13 protein-coding genes are annotated in these 16,950 nt (G+C 40.8%); 12 read left to right on the forward strand and 1 reads right to left on the reverse strand.

Translation table 11 applies throughout. The features are described from left to right. The first annotated feature begins 27 nt into the window (after positions 1–27). The 5 genes from J2S11_RS11995 (at position 28) to argH (ending at position 8,229) form a co-directional block, all read left to right on the forward strand. Positions 28–1,140: a carbamoyl phosphate synthase small subunit gene (locus tag J2S11_RS11995; RefSeq protein WP_307394831.1), complete on the forward strand. Its 1,113-nt coding sequence runs from the start codon at positions 28–30 to the stop codon at positions 1,138–1,140. Then, positions 1,127–4,369, forward strand: coding sequence for a carbamoyl-phosphate synthase (glutamine-hydrolyzing) large subunit (carB, locus tag J2S11_RS12000; protein ID WP_307394834.1), 3,243 nt, complete (start codon positions 1,127–1,129; stop codon positions 4,367–4,369). Before J2S11_RS11995 ends, carB begins: the two co-directional genes overlap by 14 nt. Before the next feature lie 171 nt (positions 4,370–4,540). Continuing rightward, positions 4,541–5,479 carry an ornithine carbamoyltransferase gene (argF, locus tag J2S11_RS12005; RefSeq protein ID WP_307394966.1) on the forward strand — a complete coding sequence of 313 codons (939 nt, stop codon included), beginning with the start codon at positions 4,541–4,543 and terminating at the stop codon, positions 5,477–5,479. 139 nt (positions 5,480–5,618) lie between these two features. Continuing rightward, the gene (locus J2S11_RS12010; RefSeq protein ID WP_307394836.1) at positions 5,619–6,863 is read left to right on the forward strand and encodes an argininosuccinate synthase; all 1,245 of its coding nucleotides are present in this window, start codon (positions 5,619–5,621) and stop codon (positions 6,861–6,863) included. Continuing rightward, entirely contained in the window at positions 6,856–8,229 is a 1,374-nt protein-coding gene (argH, locus tag J2S11_RS12015) for an argininosuccinate lyase (RefSeq protein WP_307394838.1), read from the forward strand. Before J2S11_RS12010 ends, argH begins: the two co-directional genes overlap by 8 nt. 99 nt (positions 8,230–8,328) lie before the next feature. On the opposite strand, the gene J2S11_RS12020 is transcribed toward argH, so the two are convergent. After that, complete coding sequence (locus J2S11_RS12020) at positions 8,329–9,063, reverse strand: SurA N-terminal domain-containing protein (protein WP_307394840.1); 735 nt, start codon at positions 9,061–9,063, stop codon at positions 8,329–8,331. Between the two features lie 272 nt (positions 9,064–9,335). Between J2S11_RS12020 and J2S11_RS12025 the strand changes: the two genes are divergently transcribed. From J2S11_RS12025 to J2S11_RS12055, 7 genes are all read left to right on the forward strand, one after another. Then, a complete protein-coding gene (locus J2S11_RS12025) occupies positions 9,336–9,866 on the forward strand; it encodes a phosphatase PAP2 family protein (protein ID WP_307394968.1) in 531 nt (176 codons plus the stop codon). Between the two features lie 59 nt (positions 9,867–9,925). Continuing rightward, positions 9,926–11,068 carry an MGDG synthase family glycosyltransferase gene (locus tag J2S11_RS12030; RefSeq protein WP_307394843.1) on the forward strand — a complete coding sequence of 381 codons (1,143 nt, stop codon included), beginning with the start codon at positions 9,926–9,928 and terminating at the stop codon, positions 11,066–11,068. Positions 11,069–11,321: 253 nt separating this feature from the next. Continuing rightward, positions 11,322–12,239, forward strand: coding sequence for a stalk domain-containing protein (locus J2S11_RS12035; RefSeq protein ID WP_307394845.1), 918 nt, complete (start codon positions 11,322–11,324; stop codon positions 12,237–12,239). A gap of 192 nt (positions 12,240–12,431) precedes the next feature. Continuing rightward, positions 12,432–13,157 (forward strand): eCIS core domain-containing protein, encoded by a 726-nt coding sequence (locus tag J2S11_RS12040; protein WP_307394846.1) that lies wholly within the window; start codon positions 12,432–12,434, stop codon positions 13,155–13,157. Positions 13,158–13,226: 69 nt separating this feature from the next. Further along, on the forward strand, positions 13,227–15,416 hold the full coding sequence (locus J2S11_RS12045) for an AAA family ATPase (protein WP_307394849.1): 2,190 nt from the start codon (positions 13,227–13,229) through the stop codon (positions 15,414–15,416). A gap of 47 nt (positions 15,417–15,463) precedes the next feature. Beyond that, positions 15,464–16,009: a Pvc16 family protein gene (locus J2S11_RS12050; protein WP_307394851.1), complete on the forward strand. Its 546-nt coding sequence runs from the start codon at positions 15,464–15,466 to the stop codon at positions 16,007–16,009. A gap of 9 nt (positions 16,010–16,018) precedes the next feature. Continuing rightward, positions 16,019–16,840: a hypothetical protein gene (locus tag J2S11_RS12055; protein ID WP_307394853.1), complete on the forward strand. Its 822-nt coding sequence runs from the start codon at positions 16,019–16,021 to the stop codon at positions 16,838–16,840. Positions 16,841–16,950 lie beyond the last annotated feature (110 nt).

Genomic DNA, 16,950 nt, shown 5'->3' on the forward strand with positions numbered 1-16,950 from the left:
AACGTGTGAATAGAGGAGGAATACCGGATGGCAAAGGGATATGTAGTGCTTGAAACAGGCGAAGTGTTTGAAGGGGAATGGATGGGGAAGGATCAAGAGACTGTTGGTGAAGTTGTCTTTAATACGAGTATGACAGGATATCAGGAGATTTTAACAGACCCTTCCTATGCTGGGCAAATCGTCACCTTTTGTTATCCGTTGATCGGAAATTACGGAATTAATGCTGTAGATAATGAAAGCACAAAGCTTCATGCTGCTGGAGTCATCGTAGCTGAGGATTGCAGTGAGCCTAGCCATTATCAAGCACAAGGAACGTTAGATGAGCACCTGCAGAAGGCTGGTATTCCAGGGCTAAGAGGAGTAGATACGAGGAGCTTAGTCCAAAGCATTCGTCAAAAAGGAGTAGTTAAGGGCTGGATTACCACGACAGCTCCAGACACAATTGACGCCGCACATTTAGAAGAAAAACTAGCAGAAGCAAAAGGCATTAATCAGGTTCCAAACGTATCAGTTAAAGAACCTACGGTCTACTTCAATTCTGGAAAGCATGTTGTTCTAATGGACTTTGGCTACAAGAAATCCATTCTAGATGCTTTGCTTGCTTACGGCTGTAAAGTAACTGTGATGCCCTATAATACGACTTTGGAGCAGGTTAAAGAGCTACAGCCAGATGGTGTACTATTGAGTAATGGCCCCGGGGACCCCATGGCGTTAGAGGAGCAATTTGTCCACATTAGAGACATTAGTGCTGCATTTCCTACGCTAGGAATTTGCTTAGGTCATCAGCTACTAGCTCTAGCCTACGGAGCAAAGACGGAAAAGATGCATTTTGGTCACCGTGGAGGAAATCACCCCGTTAAGGAGCTTGAAACAGGTAAGGTACGTATGACCTCACAGAATCACGGCTATGTTGTGCTAGAGGAAGGTATTGAGGAAACTCCTTTTAGCATTACGTACCTGAATGTTAATGATCGCACCGTTGAAGGCTTAAAGCATAAAGCCCTTCCGATCCAAACGGTTCAATTCCACCCAGAGGCTCACCCAGGTCCAAGTGATACGGCCTACGTATTTGAATCGTTTATACACGCCATGGAGAAAGAGACAGAAAGAGTAGGGGAAATGACTTATGCCGTTATGTAAAGAATTAAAAAAAGTGCTTGTAATTGGCTCTGGACCGATTGTCATCGGTCAGGCTGCGGAATTTGATTATGCAGGCACTCAGGCTTGTTTAGCTTTAAAAGAAGAAGGAATAAAAGTTGTTCTAGTAAATAGCAATCCGGCAACGATTATGACAGACCCTTCCATTGCCGATGAAGTGTATATCGAGCCTTTAACGGTGCAGGCATTGGAGCAGATTATAGCGAAGGAAAAGCCGGACGGAATGATCGGAACACTTGGCGGTCAAACGGGCTTAAACCTAACAGTAAAGCTATATGAACAAGGAATTCTAGAGAAGTATCAGGTTGCCCTGCTAGGAACGAGTGTGGAATCTATCAAAAAGGGAGAGGATCGAGATTTATTTCGCTCTCTAATGCTAGAAATTGGGGAGCCTATTCCTGATTCTACGATTGTTCACTCTGTTGAAGAGGGAGTTAGCTTTGTGACTGAGGTAGGCTTTCCTGTTATCCTTCGTCCAGCCTATACGCTTGGAGGTGAGGGTGGTGGTTTTGCCTATAACCAGGAGGAGCTAGAGGAGCGTTTAGCCAAAGCACTTGCGCTTAGCCCGATTCATCAGGTTTTATTAGAAAAGAGTATCAAAGGCTGGAAGGAAATAGAGTATGAAGTGATGAGAGACGATAATGACACATGTATTATTGTGTGCAACATGGAAAATATGGACCCTGTAGGGGTGCATACAGGTGACTCCATTGTTGTTGCTCCTTCACAGACACTAAGTGATGTACAGTATCAGCTATTGCGCAACTCTTCCTTAAAAGTAATTCGAGCGCTTAATATTGTTGGAGGATGTAACATTCAGTTTGCTTTACATCCAAGCTCTAACCAATACTGTATCATTGAAGTAAACCCAAGGGTTAGCCGCTCTTCAGCGTTAGCCTCTAAAGCGACAGGGTATCCCATCGCTAGAATGGCAGCTAAATGTGCGATTGGCTATCACTTAGATGAATTAATCAATCCGATTACGGGTAACACGTACGCGTCCTTTGAGCCAGCCCTAGACTATATCGTAGTTAAGCTACCACGCTTTCCCTTCGATAAGTTCAGTGAAGCAGATCGCAGACTTGGCACACAGATGAAAGCTACTGGAGAAGTTATGGCCATTGATCGTAGCTTTGAGGCAGCTTTACAAAAAGGACTACGCTCCTTAGAAATGAAAAATATCGGATTGCATCTTGCAGCCGTTGTAGGCTTTTCTGATGAAGAACTATTTACTCATATCGAGCAAGCTACAGATCTTAGAATCTTTGCCCTAGCGGAGGCTCTACGCAGAGGAACTGAACTGAACAAGCTTCATGACCTAACACAAATCGATTTCTGGTTCCTAGAGAAGCTTCAGCATATCATTCAGCTAGAAAAGCAACTAAAAGAGTTTAGCTGGGATACAGTTCCACTTGAGCTATTAGAAAAAGCGAAACGCAAAAATATGAGTGATCAACAGCTCTCAATGATTTATAACGTACCTGAGAAGATCATAAGAAGCAAATGGCAGGAGCTAGATTGGAAGCCTAGCTATAAGCTGGTAGACACATGTGCAGCAGAATTTGAAGCTGTAACGCCATATTATTATTCTACTTGGCTTGGTAAGGACGAAGTGCCTACTATTGAAGGGAAAAAGGTTCTTGTTATTGGTTCTGGACCGATTCGTATTGGGCAAGGGATTGAATTCGATTATTGCTCTGTCCATGCTGCATTGGCATTAAAGAAAAAGGGCTATAAAGCCATTGTTATTAATAATAACCCGGAAACGGTTAGTACGGATTATACGGTTGCAGATCGCCTGTACTTCGAGCCTTTAACAGTAGAGGACATTGTTCATATAGCAAAGAAAGAGCAAGCAATTGGTGCCGTAGTTCAATTTGGTGGTCAGACCGCTTTAAATGTGGCACAGGCCCTTGAAGAGGAGGGCGTTACCTTATTCGGAACGTCTCTAGATGCGATTGATCAGGTAGAGGATCGAGAACGATTCTATGCTTTATTAGCGAAATTAAATATTGATCATATTGAGGGGCAAACGGTTTTTGCTGCTGACACGTTAAAGAGCACAGCGCAGGAGCTAGGATATCCCGTGCTTGTTCGACCTTCCTATGTCATTGGTGGTCAAGCGATGTTTATTTTCTACCATGAGCATGAGCTTGAAGCGTATATTCAAAAGCTTGAAAAGCAGAAGGATGAAAGGATCTGGCCTTTACTAGTCGACCGTTATATGGCTGGTCATGAATGTGAGTTAGATGCTGTTAGTGATGGAGACAATATTGTTATTCCGGGTATCTTTGAGCATATTGAGCGAGCGGGTGTACATTCAGGGGACAGCACAACGATTTTTCCACCGCTTAACCTATCACAGCAAATAAAGGATAAAATGATCCAAATCACGGCTTCTATTGCCAGGGAGCTACAGGTCGTAGGATTGCTTAACATCCAGTTTGTTGTCCAAAATGAGCAAGTCTTTGTTTTAGAGGTAAATCCAAGAGCTTCACGAACGGTACCTATTATCAGTAAGATTATGCAGGTTCCGTTGGTAGAATGGGCAACGAGAGTTCAGCTTGGAGAGAAAGTATTACAGCTAAGCTCACATGTAGGACTTTTACCAGAGCCAGATTATTATGCTATAAAAAGCCCTGTGTTCTCCTATTCAAAGCTTAAAGGAGTCGATCCAGTGCTTGGACCAGAGATGAAATCAACGGGGGAAATCCTAGCATTAGGAAAAACAGTAACAGAGGCGCTAGAAAAAGGCTATGAAACACTAAGTACAGCGCTGCATGGCAAAGGAAAAGCAACACAGCTTAAAGCAGAGTCCTATGCTGTATTATGCTCCATAGCTGATCGTGAAAAGAAAGAGTCCTTGCCAGCTATCAAACACTTAATCCAGCTAGGCTATCGTATTGTTGCTACTGAAAATACAGCAAGGTTTCTTAAAAGCCATCATATAGACGTAGAAGAAGTAGAAAAATCAAAAGCAGTCATCCACGAGCGGTTGAAAAAGGGAGATGTAAAGCTGATTCTTAATATCCCTGAACAAGGACGTAAACTGGATACTCAGGGCTTTTCACTAAGAGAAAGTGCTATTCGCGAGCAGATTCCATGCTATACCTGCTTAGACACGTTAACGATGCAGCTTGATAACGAAACAGATGCAAACGTAGAGTATAGAAGCTTGAACGAATACTACGAACTCATCACTGTAAGCTGAAATGCTTGTTAGCGGTAATGCGGTAATTTTGTAAGCATAAAAGTGAATAATATTGATTCGTAGATAATTATTTTAAATATTTGCTGACTAAGTAAAAATGGAAAGGAAGGATGACCCGTGCAAAAGGTCGTACCACACCCCAGTAACAAGCAGGTAAAAAAAATAGAAGAGATGGTCGGTGCTCTTAAAGGAAAAGATTTCTTAACGATAGCAGAATGGACAGGAGAGGAAATCGTAGATACTCTTGAATTTGCTCTCCACCTAAAAAAGCTAAAGAAAGAAGGAGTGCCACATCCTTATTTACAAGGCAAGGTACTAGGCATGATTTTTGATAAATCTTCTACTCGTACAAGAGTCTCCTTTGAAGTAGGCATGCTCCAGCTTGGAGGTCATGCCATCTTCCTTAGCTCAAGAGATATTCAATTAGGTAGAGGGGAAACAGTACACGATACGGCAAAGGTACTATCCCGATATATTGATGGCATTATGATTCGAACGTTTAAGCATGCACAGGTTGAAGAGCTTGCCGAGCATGCAGATGTGCCAGTGATTAATGGCTTAACGGATACTCACCATCCATGTCAGGTACTTGCAGATCTAATGACTATTTTAGAGGCAAAGGGGAAGCTAAAAGGCTTAAAGCTAGCGTACGTAGGAGATGGATATAACAATATGGCTCATTCATTGCTAGAAGGTGCTGTAAAAGTAGGGATGAATATAGCTGTAGCTAGTCCTCAGGGCTATGAGCCAGATCAGCAAATCGTTCAGCAAACAATAGAGCAAGGAAGGCATACAGCAGCTACGGTTACGATAACGAACTCCCCAGAAGAAGCGGTGAAGGATGCAGATGTAGTTGTGACAGACGTCTGGACTAGTATGGGGCAGGAGGCAGAGACCCAAAAGCGATTAGCCGATTTCCAAGGCTTTCAGGTGAATGAAGAATTGTGCTCTAATGCAAAATCTGATTATATTTTTCTACATTGCTTACCTGCTCATCGTGGTGAAGAGGTTACAGCAGATATTATTGACGGCCCTCATTCAATCGTATTTGATGAAGCGGAAAATCGTCTTCATGCTCAAAAAGCTATACTAGCCGCGGTAATGGGTTAATTTTTTTCAAATCTATGCATAAATATGCATACAAATTGATAAAAATTTGGTATAGTAGATAGATAAGTCATTAGGAAAACACAAATAGGAAACTAATAGAGGTTCGTTAAAAGGAACATCACGAAAGGAAGAAGAAATCATGAGTAAACAAAAAGTAGTATTAGCCTATTCTGGCGGTTTAGATACATCAGTATGTGTGAAATGGATTCAAGAGCATTATGGCTATGACGTGATCGCTTTAGGATTAGACGTTGGAGAAGGAAAGGATCTCCAAGCGATTAAGGACAAAGCTCTACAAGTAGGAGCAATTAAAGCGATTATGGTCGATGCAAAAGAGATGCTTGCTAAGGATTACATCCTTCCAGCTCTTAAAGCAAATGCTATGTATGAAGGAAAATATCCTCTTTCCTCTGCCCTTTCAAGACCACTAATCTCTAAGCTGCTAGTAGATGTGGCGAAGGAAGAGGGAGCGGTAGCAGTAGCTCATGGCTGTACGGGAAAAGGTAATGATCAGGTGCGTTTTGAGGTTTCTGTACAGGCGTTAGACCCTTCAATTAAAGTGCTTGCTCCAGTACGTGAATGGGGCATGACTCGTGACGAAGAAATTGAGTATGCTGAAAAAAATGGAATTCCAATTCCGGTTAATCTAGATAACCCGTTCTCCATCGATGCGAATATTTGGGGAAGAGCATGTGAAGCGGGAGTGCTTGAGAATCCATGGAATGAGGCACCTGAGGCAGCGTTTGATTGGACTCAGCCAATCTCCGCTACACCAGATGAGGCTGAATACGTGGAAATTGATTTTATCCAAGGTGTTCCTGTTGCCTTGAACGGAAAAGAGCTACCTATCGTAGAGCTTATTGAAACCCTTAATGAGCTAGGTGGGAAGCATGGAGTTGGACGTATTGACCATATTGAGAATCGCCTAGTAGGGATTAAATCAAGAGAAGTGTACGAAAATCCAGCAGCCTTAATTCTTATTAATGCCCACAAGGAGCTAGAATTTTTAACTCTTCCACGTGAAGTTTCCCAGTTTAAAGCTACAATTGATCAGCAAATGGCTAAAATTATTTATGAAGGACTTTGGTTCTCACCGCTTAAAAATGCTTTAGATGCATTTGTTGATGAGACGCAGCAATATGTAAATGGGAAAATTAGAGTAAAGCTACACAAAGGACATCACGTTGTTGTTGGACGTCAATCGGATAACAGCTTATATAATGAAGCTCTTGCCACTTATTCCAAGGATGATGCATTTGATCATAACGCAGCCGTAGGCTTTATTCAGTTGTGGGGCTTACCAACAAAGGTATTCTCTCAAGTGAACGGGAAAGGTCAAACAGGTTCAGTCAAAAAAGAGCAGGGTGAGAAGGAATATGTCTAAGCTTTGGGGTGGAAGATTTACAAAAGAAACGAATAAGCTTGTAGAGGAATTTACAGCATCTATAGCATTCGATCAGCTTTTAGCTCTTGAGGATATCGAAGGGAGCTTAGCTCATGTCCAAATGCTAGGGGAGACTGGAATCCTTCCACAGGAGGATGTTGTTACAATTAAGCAGGGCTTGCTACGTATTAAAGATAAGGTACAGCAGGGTGAGGTCGAATTCCTTGTAGAAGATGAAGATATTCATATGAATATTGAGAGACTTCTGATCGAAGAGGTTGGTGCAGTTGGAGGAAAGCTGCATACGGGGAGAAGCCGTAATGACCAAGTAGCTACTGATATGCACTTATATCTACGTAATCGTACCCTTGAGTTCATTGATTTAGTCAAAGCGGTTCAGGAAGCGATCGTGAAGCAGGCTAAGGAGCATGTGGAAACGATTCTTCCTGGATATACGCACCTGCAAAGAGCACAGCCTGTTTCGTTCGCTCATCATCTATTGGCTTACTTCTGGATGTTTGAGCGTGATAAGGAGCGCTTACAGGACAGCTTAAAGAGAATTAATGTCTTACCTTTAGGTGCAGGAGCCTTAGCAGGGACTACGTTTCCTATTCAAAGAGAACGTGTAGCTGAACTATTAGGCTTTGATCATATTTATCCAAACAGCATGGACGCTGTTAGTGATCGGGACTTTATTGTCGAATTTCTAGGGATTGCTTCTACATTAATGATGCACATCTCTAGGCTATCTGAGGAGCTTGTCGTTTGGTCCAGTCAGGAATTTCAATTTGTCGAGCTAGATGATTCCTTCTGTACAGGATCAAGTATTATGCCACAGAAGAAGAATCCAGATGTTCCTGAGCTACTTAGAGCAAAGACTGGAAGAGTTTACGGAAATTTATTCGGGCTATTAACGGTGCTAAAAGGCTTGCCGTTGGCTTATAACAAAGATATGCAAGAGGATAAGGAAGGCATGTTTGATACAGTAGCCACTTTAGACGGTTCCTTACGCTTACTTGCTCCAATGATTGAGACAATGACAGTGAATACGGATAAAATGAAAAGTGCCGTTCAGCAGGATTACTCTAATGCTACAGATATCGCAGATTACCTAGCCAAGAAGGGTGTCCCATTCCGTGATGCTCATGAGGTCATTGGTAAAATTGTGCTTTATGCGATTCAGCATAAAAAATATTTATTAGATTTAAGCATGGAGGAATATCAGGAGTTTCATGCTGAATTTCAGGAGGATATTTTCTCTGTCTTAGATCCTACCAACGTTGTTGCTGCTAGAGAAAGTGCTGGTGGAACTGGCTTTGTACAGGTTAAGGAGCAGCTAGGAAAAGCTATAGAGTTACTTAAATAGGTCGTTTATTTTTTGATTTACTCCTATCCTAATCTATAGGTTCTGAATCAAAAAAACTAAAAATCCTAGGGAGAGAATAATTCTCCCTAGGATTTTCTGTTAAATTCCAGATTCATAATGGATCTCAATTGTGGAGGAGGACATGAGAGAGTCAATAATTTTTTTGCGTTTACCAACTTCTTCAATGGAAGCTCTAACGTCCTCTAACGGGCTGACCTCCCTACCTGCAGCCTCCATTTCTTCTTTATAGGCTTCATATTCAGCTTCTATTTCACCTTCATCCAATGTGACCTCGTCATACTTAGCCATAAAATAATCTTCTATCTGATAGGACTCAGCAAGGTTTTGCTTCACATCTTCTTCGGTCATATTATACGTCTCTAGGAACTCAGTAAACTCGTCTTCCCCTTGTTGACCTATAATGCTGTCAAATTCAGCTTGAATTTCTTCTTCTGAGAGCTTATATTCCTCTGAATCCTGCAAAAGCACCTCAGTCTCAATAAGATGGTCAAGAGTGGTTGAGTAAAGGAGTTGTTGTTGCTCCTCATCTAATTCTGAAAGATCTGCTCCTAAGGAGTTAATAGCATTTAATTGGGTTCGTTTCTCTAGCGTTTCCATCGTAATGGCTTGTCCATTAACTATTGCAGCCACTTCTCCGTTAAGATCTGTATCTTGTCCAGTACCATTGTCTTCATCGTTGCTGCTACCTTCTTCTATTTCTCCGGGAGGTTGAGCAGCGTCGTCTCCCTCCATATTTTGATCATCTGATGTGTTGCTACAGGCTGTAAAAATAAGTGTCATAGCTAGTAGTAAAAAAAGAAGTGATTTTTTCATGTCCTGCTCCTTTCGTTTAGGGCTAAACAAAGCTTTTCGTCCTGCTGGAAACGTTTCTGGGGGCATGTCATACTGATAGACTGCACTTGAATAGAAATGAAAGAAAGCAGTTTTTATCAGAGCCTTAGTCTGTAATCCCGCAAGACTTAAGTCTTAGGTAAATTAATGCTTTAGACTGTTTTAACATGATCTTCATATTTATATTCTATAATTAAGCATAGATTACTGTATGGAAAAAGAAATTAGGACAGGTGGGAACAATATTGAATCGTATGTTTCTCTCTTTACAAAACTTTGAGCAAAGAGTGTTTTATTGGTGCAATCACCGTATAAGACATACGTTTTTAGACCAGCTTCTTCCTATTATTACCCATCTTGGTGGTGCAGTATGTACAATTGCTATAACTTTACTATTGATAGTCATGACTTCAGGAGAGTGGCAAGCAGCCGCTATTCAGAGCTTAATCGCTCTTACACTTAGTCATATTCCGATAGCTATACTAAAAAAACTATTTAGACGTAAAAGACCTTATCTCGCTATAACGGATGTGAATGTGTGTAAAAATCCATTACAGGATTACTCCTTTCCATCGGGTCATACAACCGCCATTTTTGCTGTGGTCACACCTTTCATTTATGTTGCACCTTTTTTGCTCTATGTATTAGTCCCAATTGCAGGCTTAGTAGCTTTATCACGTATCTATTTAGGCCTACACTATCCCTCAGACTGTATTGTAGGTTTTTTGATTGGTACGTGGACAGCCGTATTAACCTTTTCTTTATACAATAGCTTTCTAGGCTAGAAGGTAAAAAAGAAAAAAAGAGAGAATACATCAATTAAAACGTAGAGGGTGATTATGGTATGAGGAAAAAAAGAGTTCTGATTTTATCAGAAGGCTTTGGTGCAGGGCATACTCAGGCAGCTCAAGCACTAGCAGCTAGTCTGACAGAGCAATGTCCTGACGTGCGTACAAGGGTGATTGAGTTAAGCTCTTTTATAAGTCCCGTGTTTACCCAAAAGATTGTAACTCTATATCGCAAGACAATTGTTTCTCACCCACTTCTTTTCGGAAGGCTTTACAAACAGCAAGGGAAAAAAGCTTTGCGACCTCTTTTTCAGCTTATGCTACACCGTATCTTCTATACAGAGGCAGCTAAGCTCATACATGCTCTGCGTCCAGATTTGATCATTAGCACGCACCCGTTTCCGAGTATTGTGATTTCAAGGCTTAAAAGGCAGGGCTTAAAGATACCTCTTTGTACAGTAATTACGGATTATGATGCCCATGGATTTTGGGTGACCAAAGAGGCTGAGCATTTCCTGGTTTCATCTGATGAGGTTTGTGAACAGCTTATTGGATTTAATATTCCACAAGAAAAAATACAGGTAACGGGAATTCCGGTACATCCTAAATTTTGGAGAAAGAACAATAAAGAATCTATAAAAGTAGAGCTAGGTCTGCAGGATATGCCAACCCTTCTAATGATGGGGGGAGGCTGGGGCATTGTACAAAACGAAGAACTGTTAAAAAGAGTTGTGCAATGGAGAGAGCATATTCAATTGATATTTTGTACAGGAAATAATGAAAAACTCTTAACAAAACTAAAAAATGATCCCGAATTTCAGCATAAAAACGTTCACGTTCTAGGGTTTGTTAAGCATATTGATATGCTTATGGATGCGGCTGATTTATTGCTGACCAAACCAGGAGGAATGACATGTACGGAGGCTTTAGCGAAACGTCTACCCATGTTACTTTACGATCCGATACCAGGTCAAGAGGAAATCAACTGTCAACACTTTGTGCATAAGGGCTATGGAAAAAAATTAGAATCTTTAGACATGCTTGACCATAGCATGCATGCTTTATTAGAGAGCTATTCCATGGAAGAGCGTTTAATTGTTCCTATTGTCAATAAAAAGATATCAACCTATAATCCTAGCGCGAGTACAGATGCCATCATACAATTGTTAACTAGAAATATTTATTCCTCAGCTATCTAAGCTATACAAATGATTAGGATGAGCTGTGACTTTTAATACTAGAGCAAATCTAGTATTTTTGTTTTTTATTCTATTTCATGTAGTGGTAAGGTTTGTTAGTTAGCTAGATTGGGAAAATGTACATAGTACAGGATGAGAGTGTGACGGGCACCTCCTTCTATAAGAAGACGAATAGATATATTAAATCTGCAACCTTTATTATTGCGATTATTCTATTATGCAGAAATTGATTAGATCAAAGGAGAGGATATGAGTGAACAAAAGGAAACAAATAATAACTAATATAAAAAAATCATTTTTGTTTGCACTTATTGGTTGTTTAGCGTTTGGCTTGATCCTACCAACATCAGCAAGTGCTAATACAGTTCAAGTGTATGTAGGAGGAAACATGGTACAGTTTTCTGATACGACACCAGTTATTCAGGATAATAGAGTTCTAGTACCAATAAGAGCTATTGTAGAGGCGATGGGTGCAAAGGCTGATTGGAACTCTGCACAGAGAAGAGCAGAAATAAGTCTTAACGAGCGTAAAGTACATGTTCCCTTACAATTACCATATATTCAGAAATATCAATCATCTAATGGTGGAACCTATTCACATGTTTTAAACATTGAGACTCCTTCCACCCTGCTTCAGAATAGGACAATGGTTCCACTTCGTGCGGTTGGTGAAGCACTTGGATATCAAGTGGAATGGAACAGTACGACTCAAACTGCAACGTATACACAGGGCTTGAGACAATCCACATACACTCAGTACGGCATAATCGGTGATATCAGTGAGCTTCAACAACGTGAAATCGATGTGTTTTGGCAAGTGAATCAAAAAAGAGCAGAAAACAATGTGTCCCCTCTATCTCTGCATATTCCTTTGAGCAGAGTAGCTAAGGAGAAATCAAGAGACATGCATAGTGAGCAATATTTTGACCATACATCACCAACATATGGTTCCCCTTTTGATATGATGCGCCATTTTGGAATCTCCTTTCAGGCTGCAGGTGAAAACATTGCTGCTGGATATCAGCAGGCCGATCAGGTTATGAATGGTTGGATGAATAGTGATGGTCATCGTAGAAATATTTTAAGCGACAACTTCAGCTTTATTGGTGTAGGTTATCATTATGGAAACTCAGGATATAATCACTATTGGACACAAATGTTTATGAAATAATACAATAAAAAGCCGGGTCTCCCGGCTTTTTATTGTATGATCAGAATTATAAGTACAGGTAGATAGTATAAGAAAAAATATTAAAATTAAGATATTCGATCAAATACTTATAGCCAAAATTCGAAAAATAATGATAAAATAAATGCAGCAAATAGACAGTAATTAAAGTAAATGATGAAAGGAGTATGGAACTTGAAAAATAGACGATTGCACGGCAATCAGTCTCAAACACGTACTGAAAAGGAAATGGCAGCTCAGAAAAAAAAGAATCACTCCTTAGACTCTACACAACAGCATGCCGCCACTCAGCTTAAGGCTATACTTAGCTATCCCAACCAGACACTTACATCCTCCAGTATAGCTATAGCCCAAAGGGCTATAGGAAACCAGGCTACATTACAGCTCCTTGAATCTTACTCACAATTGAATCCAACATCTCAGCATATTCAAGTACCTATGAGCCCTGGTGCTCAGTCTACTCAGTTACAGTCAGAAGAGCACATTCAACGAAAAACAGATCCTATGCAACGTGTTGAGCTTGATGAAGAGGAATTGCTACAGCCTAAGACGATTCAGCGTAAAGAAAATCAAACAGGCCTTCCGGACCAGCTTAAAGCTGGGGTTGAAAGCCTATCAGGTATGGATTTATCAGATGTTCAAGTTCAGTATAACTCGGACAAGCCTGCTCAGCTTAATGCGTTAGCCTATGCTCAAGGAAATCAGATTCATGTTGCCCAAGGGCAAGAAAAGCACCTTGCTCATGAAGCCTGGCATGTCGTGCAACAACGCCAGGGTAGAGTTAAACCTACTATGCAGTTTAAAGAAGGGGTCCCAATTAATGATGATCGCGGATTAGAGCAGGAGGCAGATCGCATGGGAGCAGAAGCTCTAAAGCTTGGGGAGGAAATGGACAGATAGTACTCAGGTGTTTTAGCTGTATGTGTTTTTTTGTGCAATTTGCGAATTTTGTCAAAATGAGGCGATGTTTTGGAAATATATCATTGTGCAGAGGAGCATATGGATGAAGAGCTTAAGCTCTTGGACTTAAGAATAAACCTTCATTTGACCTATAAAAAAGCAGCAGAAGATAATCCTGCCATGGATCATTTAAAGGGGCTCGTTCTATTTGAAGAGGAAATCAGACGGTTACTTATAGAGGAAGAAGCTACCTCTTTGGAATACATTCAAGAATTAAGGGAAGAGATTGAACACTTTGAACAGTTGATCGCACACAAAATAGAGCAGAGTAGGGCAAATCAGCTTCATTTACCATTGGCTTATTTGGTTGAAGAGTTTCAACTGAGCCCATTTGAAAAAGAGCTTCTTATTCTTGCTGTAGCTTTTGAGAAGCATCGTAAGTATGAAAAGATTTTTGCCTATTTGCAGGATGATGTGACCTATAAAAGACCGACCCTTGATTTAGCTATGAAGCTCTGCCAATTAACAGAATTGGAACGAATTGAGGCTAGAGAGTCTATTTTGAAAAAATCTCGATTCATGACATTCTTATTGAGGATGGACGAAGAACAGTCTGCCTTGTCTTTTATGTCCAGAACCTTTCGATTAGAAGAGAGAGTAGTTAGCTTCTTGCTAAACTCAGACCAAATAGAAAGTTCAATTGCAGCATTCACCAATAGATTTAATCCTCTTCTAGATCAGCTTGAAGTTATCCAAGCTGTACAAGCAGACAATGTCCAAGATCATATTAATCAATTTATGTCCTCCCACTTACTGTGCAGTAAATCTAATAGCCCATTATTCTTCTTTCACTTGTATGGTCAAAATGGAGTGGGGAAAAAGCTGCAGGTTAAGCAATATGCTAGAAACATAGGCCAAAGCCTCATATTAATTGATTTGAGAAAAATGCTTCTGGAGGATGGCGATTTTCATCAAGGGTTACTTTCCAGTATAAGAGAGTCGATTCTACAGAAGGCAATTCTTTGCTTTTATAATGCTCACGTATTATTTTCTCCTGCGACCATCGATCTGACTGAAGAAAAGAGAAAGCTGTTGTTTGTGCAAGAGCTTGAGCAAGCTAATATAAAAACACCTGTCTTCATATTAGCTGATAAACAGCTTAAGCCTGTTGAAATGACAAGGAAGTATGGCTTTATTGCGATTCACCTCAAAACCCCCGAAATAGCAGAAAGAAAACTGATTTGGGAGGAGCTTTCTAAAGCTTATCCGTTTGAACAAAAGATAGATTGGGGAGGAATCGCAAGTAAATTTCGATTTACATTTGGACAAATTGAAAATGCTCTTATCCAAGCTCGACATTTAGGGCAATGGAGAAATACTCAGGGGTCCTTCTTTCTTACGTTAGAGGATCTTCATCAAGCTTGCTATATGCAAGTTGAGCATGGCTTAGAGGGTAAAGCGCAAAGGGTGGATCCAAGGTATTCATGGGATGACCTGATTCTCCCCGATGAGCAAAAAATGGAACTAAGAAATGCTTGTAATCAGATTAAATATAGGCATGTAGTCTATGGAGCTTGGGGCTTTAATCAAAAACTAGCCTACGGTAAAGGATTGAGCTTACTCTTTACTGGCCCACCAGGTACAGGAAAAACAATGTCGGCGCAAATCATAGCCCATGAGTTAAACCTCCAGCTGTATAAAATTGATTTGTCTCAGGTCATTAGTAAATATATTGGGGAGACAGAGAAAAATCTACAGGAGATTTTTGCTCAAGCGCAATCCAGCCACGCCATCCTGTTTTTTGATGAGGCAGATGCTTTATTCGGAAAACGCTCTGAGGTGAAGGATGCTCATGATAAATACGCTAATATTGAAACATCCTACCTCCTGCAGAAAATTGAGGAATATGAAGGAATTTCTGTTTTAGCGTCGAACTATTTACAGAATATTGACGAGGCTTTTCTACGCAGGATTCAGTTTGTCATCAAGTACCCTTTCCCTGATCAAGCTTATCGCCAGCAAATTTGGGAATCTCTATTTCCGAGCTCAGCGCCCCTCAGCACTGACTTAGATACGGTCTACTTAGCTGAGAAGCTAGAGCTATCAGGGGGTCAAATTAAAAATATTGTTGTAGCTTCTGCTTTTTTGGCTGCAGAGCAAGAAGAACCAATAGGGATGAGGCATATCATAAAGGCTGCCAAACATGAGGTACAAAAATCAGGCAAAATTTTTCTGCTAAATGAGCTCGAAACCTACTAATCTTGTACACCTAGGAAGGAGGGATTATTATAGGAGATTACTCGGTAATGGCCGACGCCAGCCGTTCTATTGTTCAGTTGCTTGTAGAGCACATGGTTCCGGAGCCGATTACCCAGCCAGAACGAATAGGTTTAAGTCATCCTTCAGATAAAGGGGATTTACAGCTATCTTTATTTCTTTATCATATCTCAGAAAATGGGACTCATCGCCAAACGGAGTCAATTCGGCGAGGGCATGATCAGCTACAGCATCCACCGATGAGCGTTGATCTGCATTATTTAATTACTGCTCATTCATCAGCTGAGCTTCAAGCTCGTGCGTTAGATGAACAAAGGATTTTAGGACGAGCCATGCAGGTTCTATATGACCATTCTATTCTAAGAAGTCCGAATCTCATGGGAACATTGGCTGAGAAAAATGAAGTCCTACGCATTGTATTGGAGGAGTCAAACCTAGATATAATCCAAAACTTTTTTCCAGATACACCTTTTAAGTTAAGCCTAGCTTACACCGTAGGACCAATCCAAATCGATTCTAGAAGGATTCAAACCACAAAGCGAGTTTTGGAGAAAAATATTCATTTACAGGGGTAGGGATGAGGTGTGACAGAGCTGCGTAAAGTGGTATGGCAAACGAGGTGCTCGATCGTTGTTCAATTAATAGATGCTTATACAGGAGGTACTCCAGTAGGGAATGATGCTGTAATCTACTTAGAAGGAAGTAGGCAGAGACCTATCCAAAAGGATCAAGGAACATATGTCTTTACAGATTTACCAACAGGTACATACAACATTACCATTCAATCAGAGTATTACATGCCTGCCCGAAAAGAGGTTATTGTAGAACAGCACTCGGAGAATAAAAATGCTTATAGTGTTACTCACATTGTTCTCTTCCCTACTCCAGCTTATCCTGTACACCAAGGAGCTACAATTCTAAGAGCGATGCTCAGAGATTCTAATGGGGCTCCTTTATCTGGGGTGCTTGTAAGAGCCATGATGAGGTCAAGAGAAGCATCCATAGCTAGATTGTCGCGGGACGCTACCAAGGCTTCCGATCAACTGTTCATCAGTCAGGTACAGGGTGTTATAGCTGTGGGAGATCAATATACTCTTCAATCCTCAATACAAGAAAGTGAAGTGACACAGGGGGAGTGTCAGATTGCGCAGATAATGGAGGCTCAAAAAAAGATTAAGCTAGTCAATCCTTTGACAAAGGCAATGGAAAAAGGGACATATTTACTCCCCATTGTACAGGCTTATAGTGACTCAAGGGGGGAGCTTTTAGTCATTTTTCGCAGTACCAGACTAAGGGAATTTGAAGCTACTCTAAGGATTAGCTATCTTGATCAAAGCATAGGGAAAGAGGTGAGGATCTTAACGGGGGACGTCCATCAATTAGGTGCGATCACATTACCTAAATAACTTTTGATGCAAAGGGTTTATGAACGTAAATACTAACTATTAAGCTTGTAAGGGAAAGGGGGGAAGCTTCAAGTGTCATGCTACTTGTGACGATTTGAAGCTAGTGAAGG

This window comes from Bacillus horti (assembly GCF_030813115.1).
GTDB classification, from domain to species: Bacteria; Bacillota; Bacilli; order Caldalkalibacillales; family JCM-10596; genus Bacillus_CH; species Bacillus_CH horti.

Coding starts and splice junctions, on each gene's coding strand:
- argH (WP_307394838.1), top strand. CDS start 6,856: ATGTCTAAGCTTTGGGGTGGAAGATTTACAAAAGAAACGAATAAGCTT.
- carB (WP_307394834.1), top strand. CDS start 1,127: ATGCCGTTATGTAAAGAATTAAAAAAAGTGCTTGTAATTGGCTCTGGA.
- J2S11_RS12050 (WP_307394851.1), top strand. CDS start 15,464: ATGGCCGACGCCAGCCGTTCTATTGTTCAGTTGCTTGTAGAGCACATG.
- J2S11_RS12025 (WP_307394968.1), top strand. CDS start 9,336: ATGTTTCTCTCTTTACAAAACTTTGAGCAAAGAGTGTTTTATTGGTGC.
- J2S11_RS11995 (WP_307394831.1), top strand. CDS start 28: ATGGCAAAGGGATATGTAGTGCTTGAAACAGGCGAAGTGTTTGAAGGG.
- J2S11_RS12020 (WP_307394840.1), bottom strand. CDS start 9,063: ATGAAAAAATCACTTCTTTTTTTACTACTAGCTATGACACTTATTTTT.
- J2S11_RS12030 (WP_307394843.1), top strand. CDS start 9,926: ATGAGGAAAAAAAGAGTTCTGATTTTATCAGAAGGCTTTGGTGCAGGG.
- argF (WP_307394966.1), top strand. CDS start 4,541: ATGGTCGGTGCTCTTAAAGGAAAAGATTTCTTAACGATAGCAGAATGG.
- J2S11_RS12010 (WP_307394836.1), top strand. CDS start 5,619: ATGAGTAAACAAAAAGTAGTATTAGCCTATTCTGGCGGTTTAGATACA.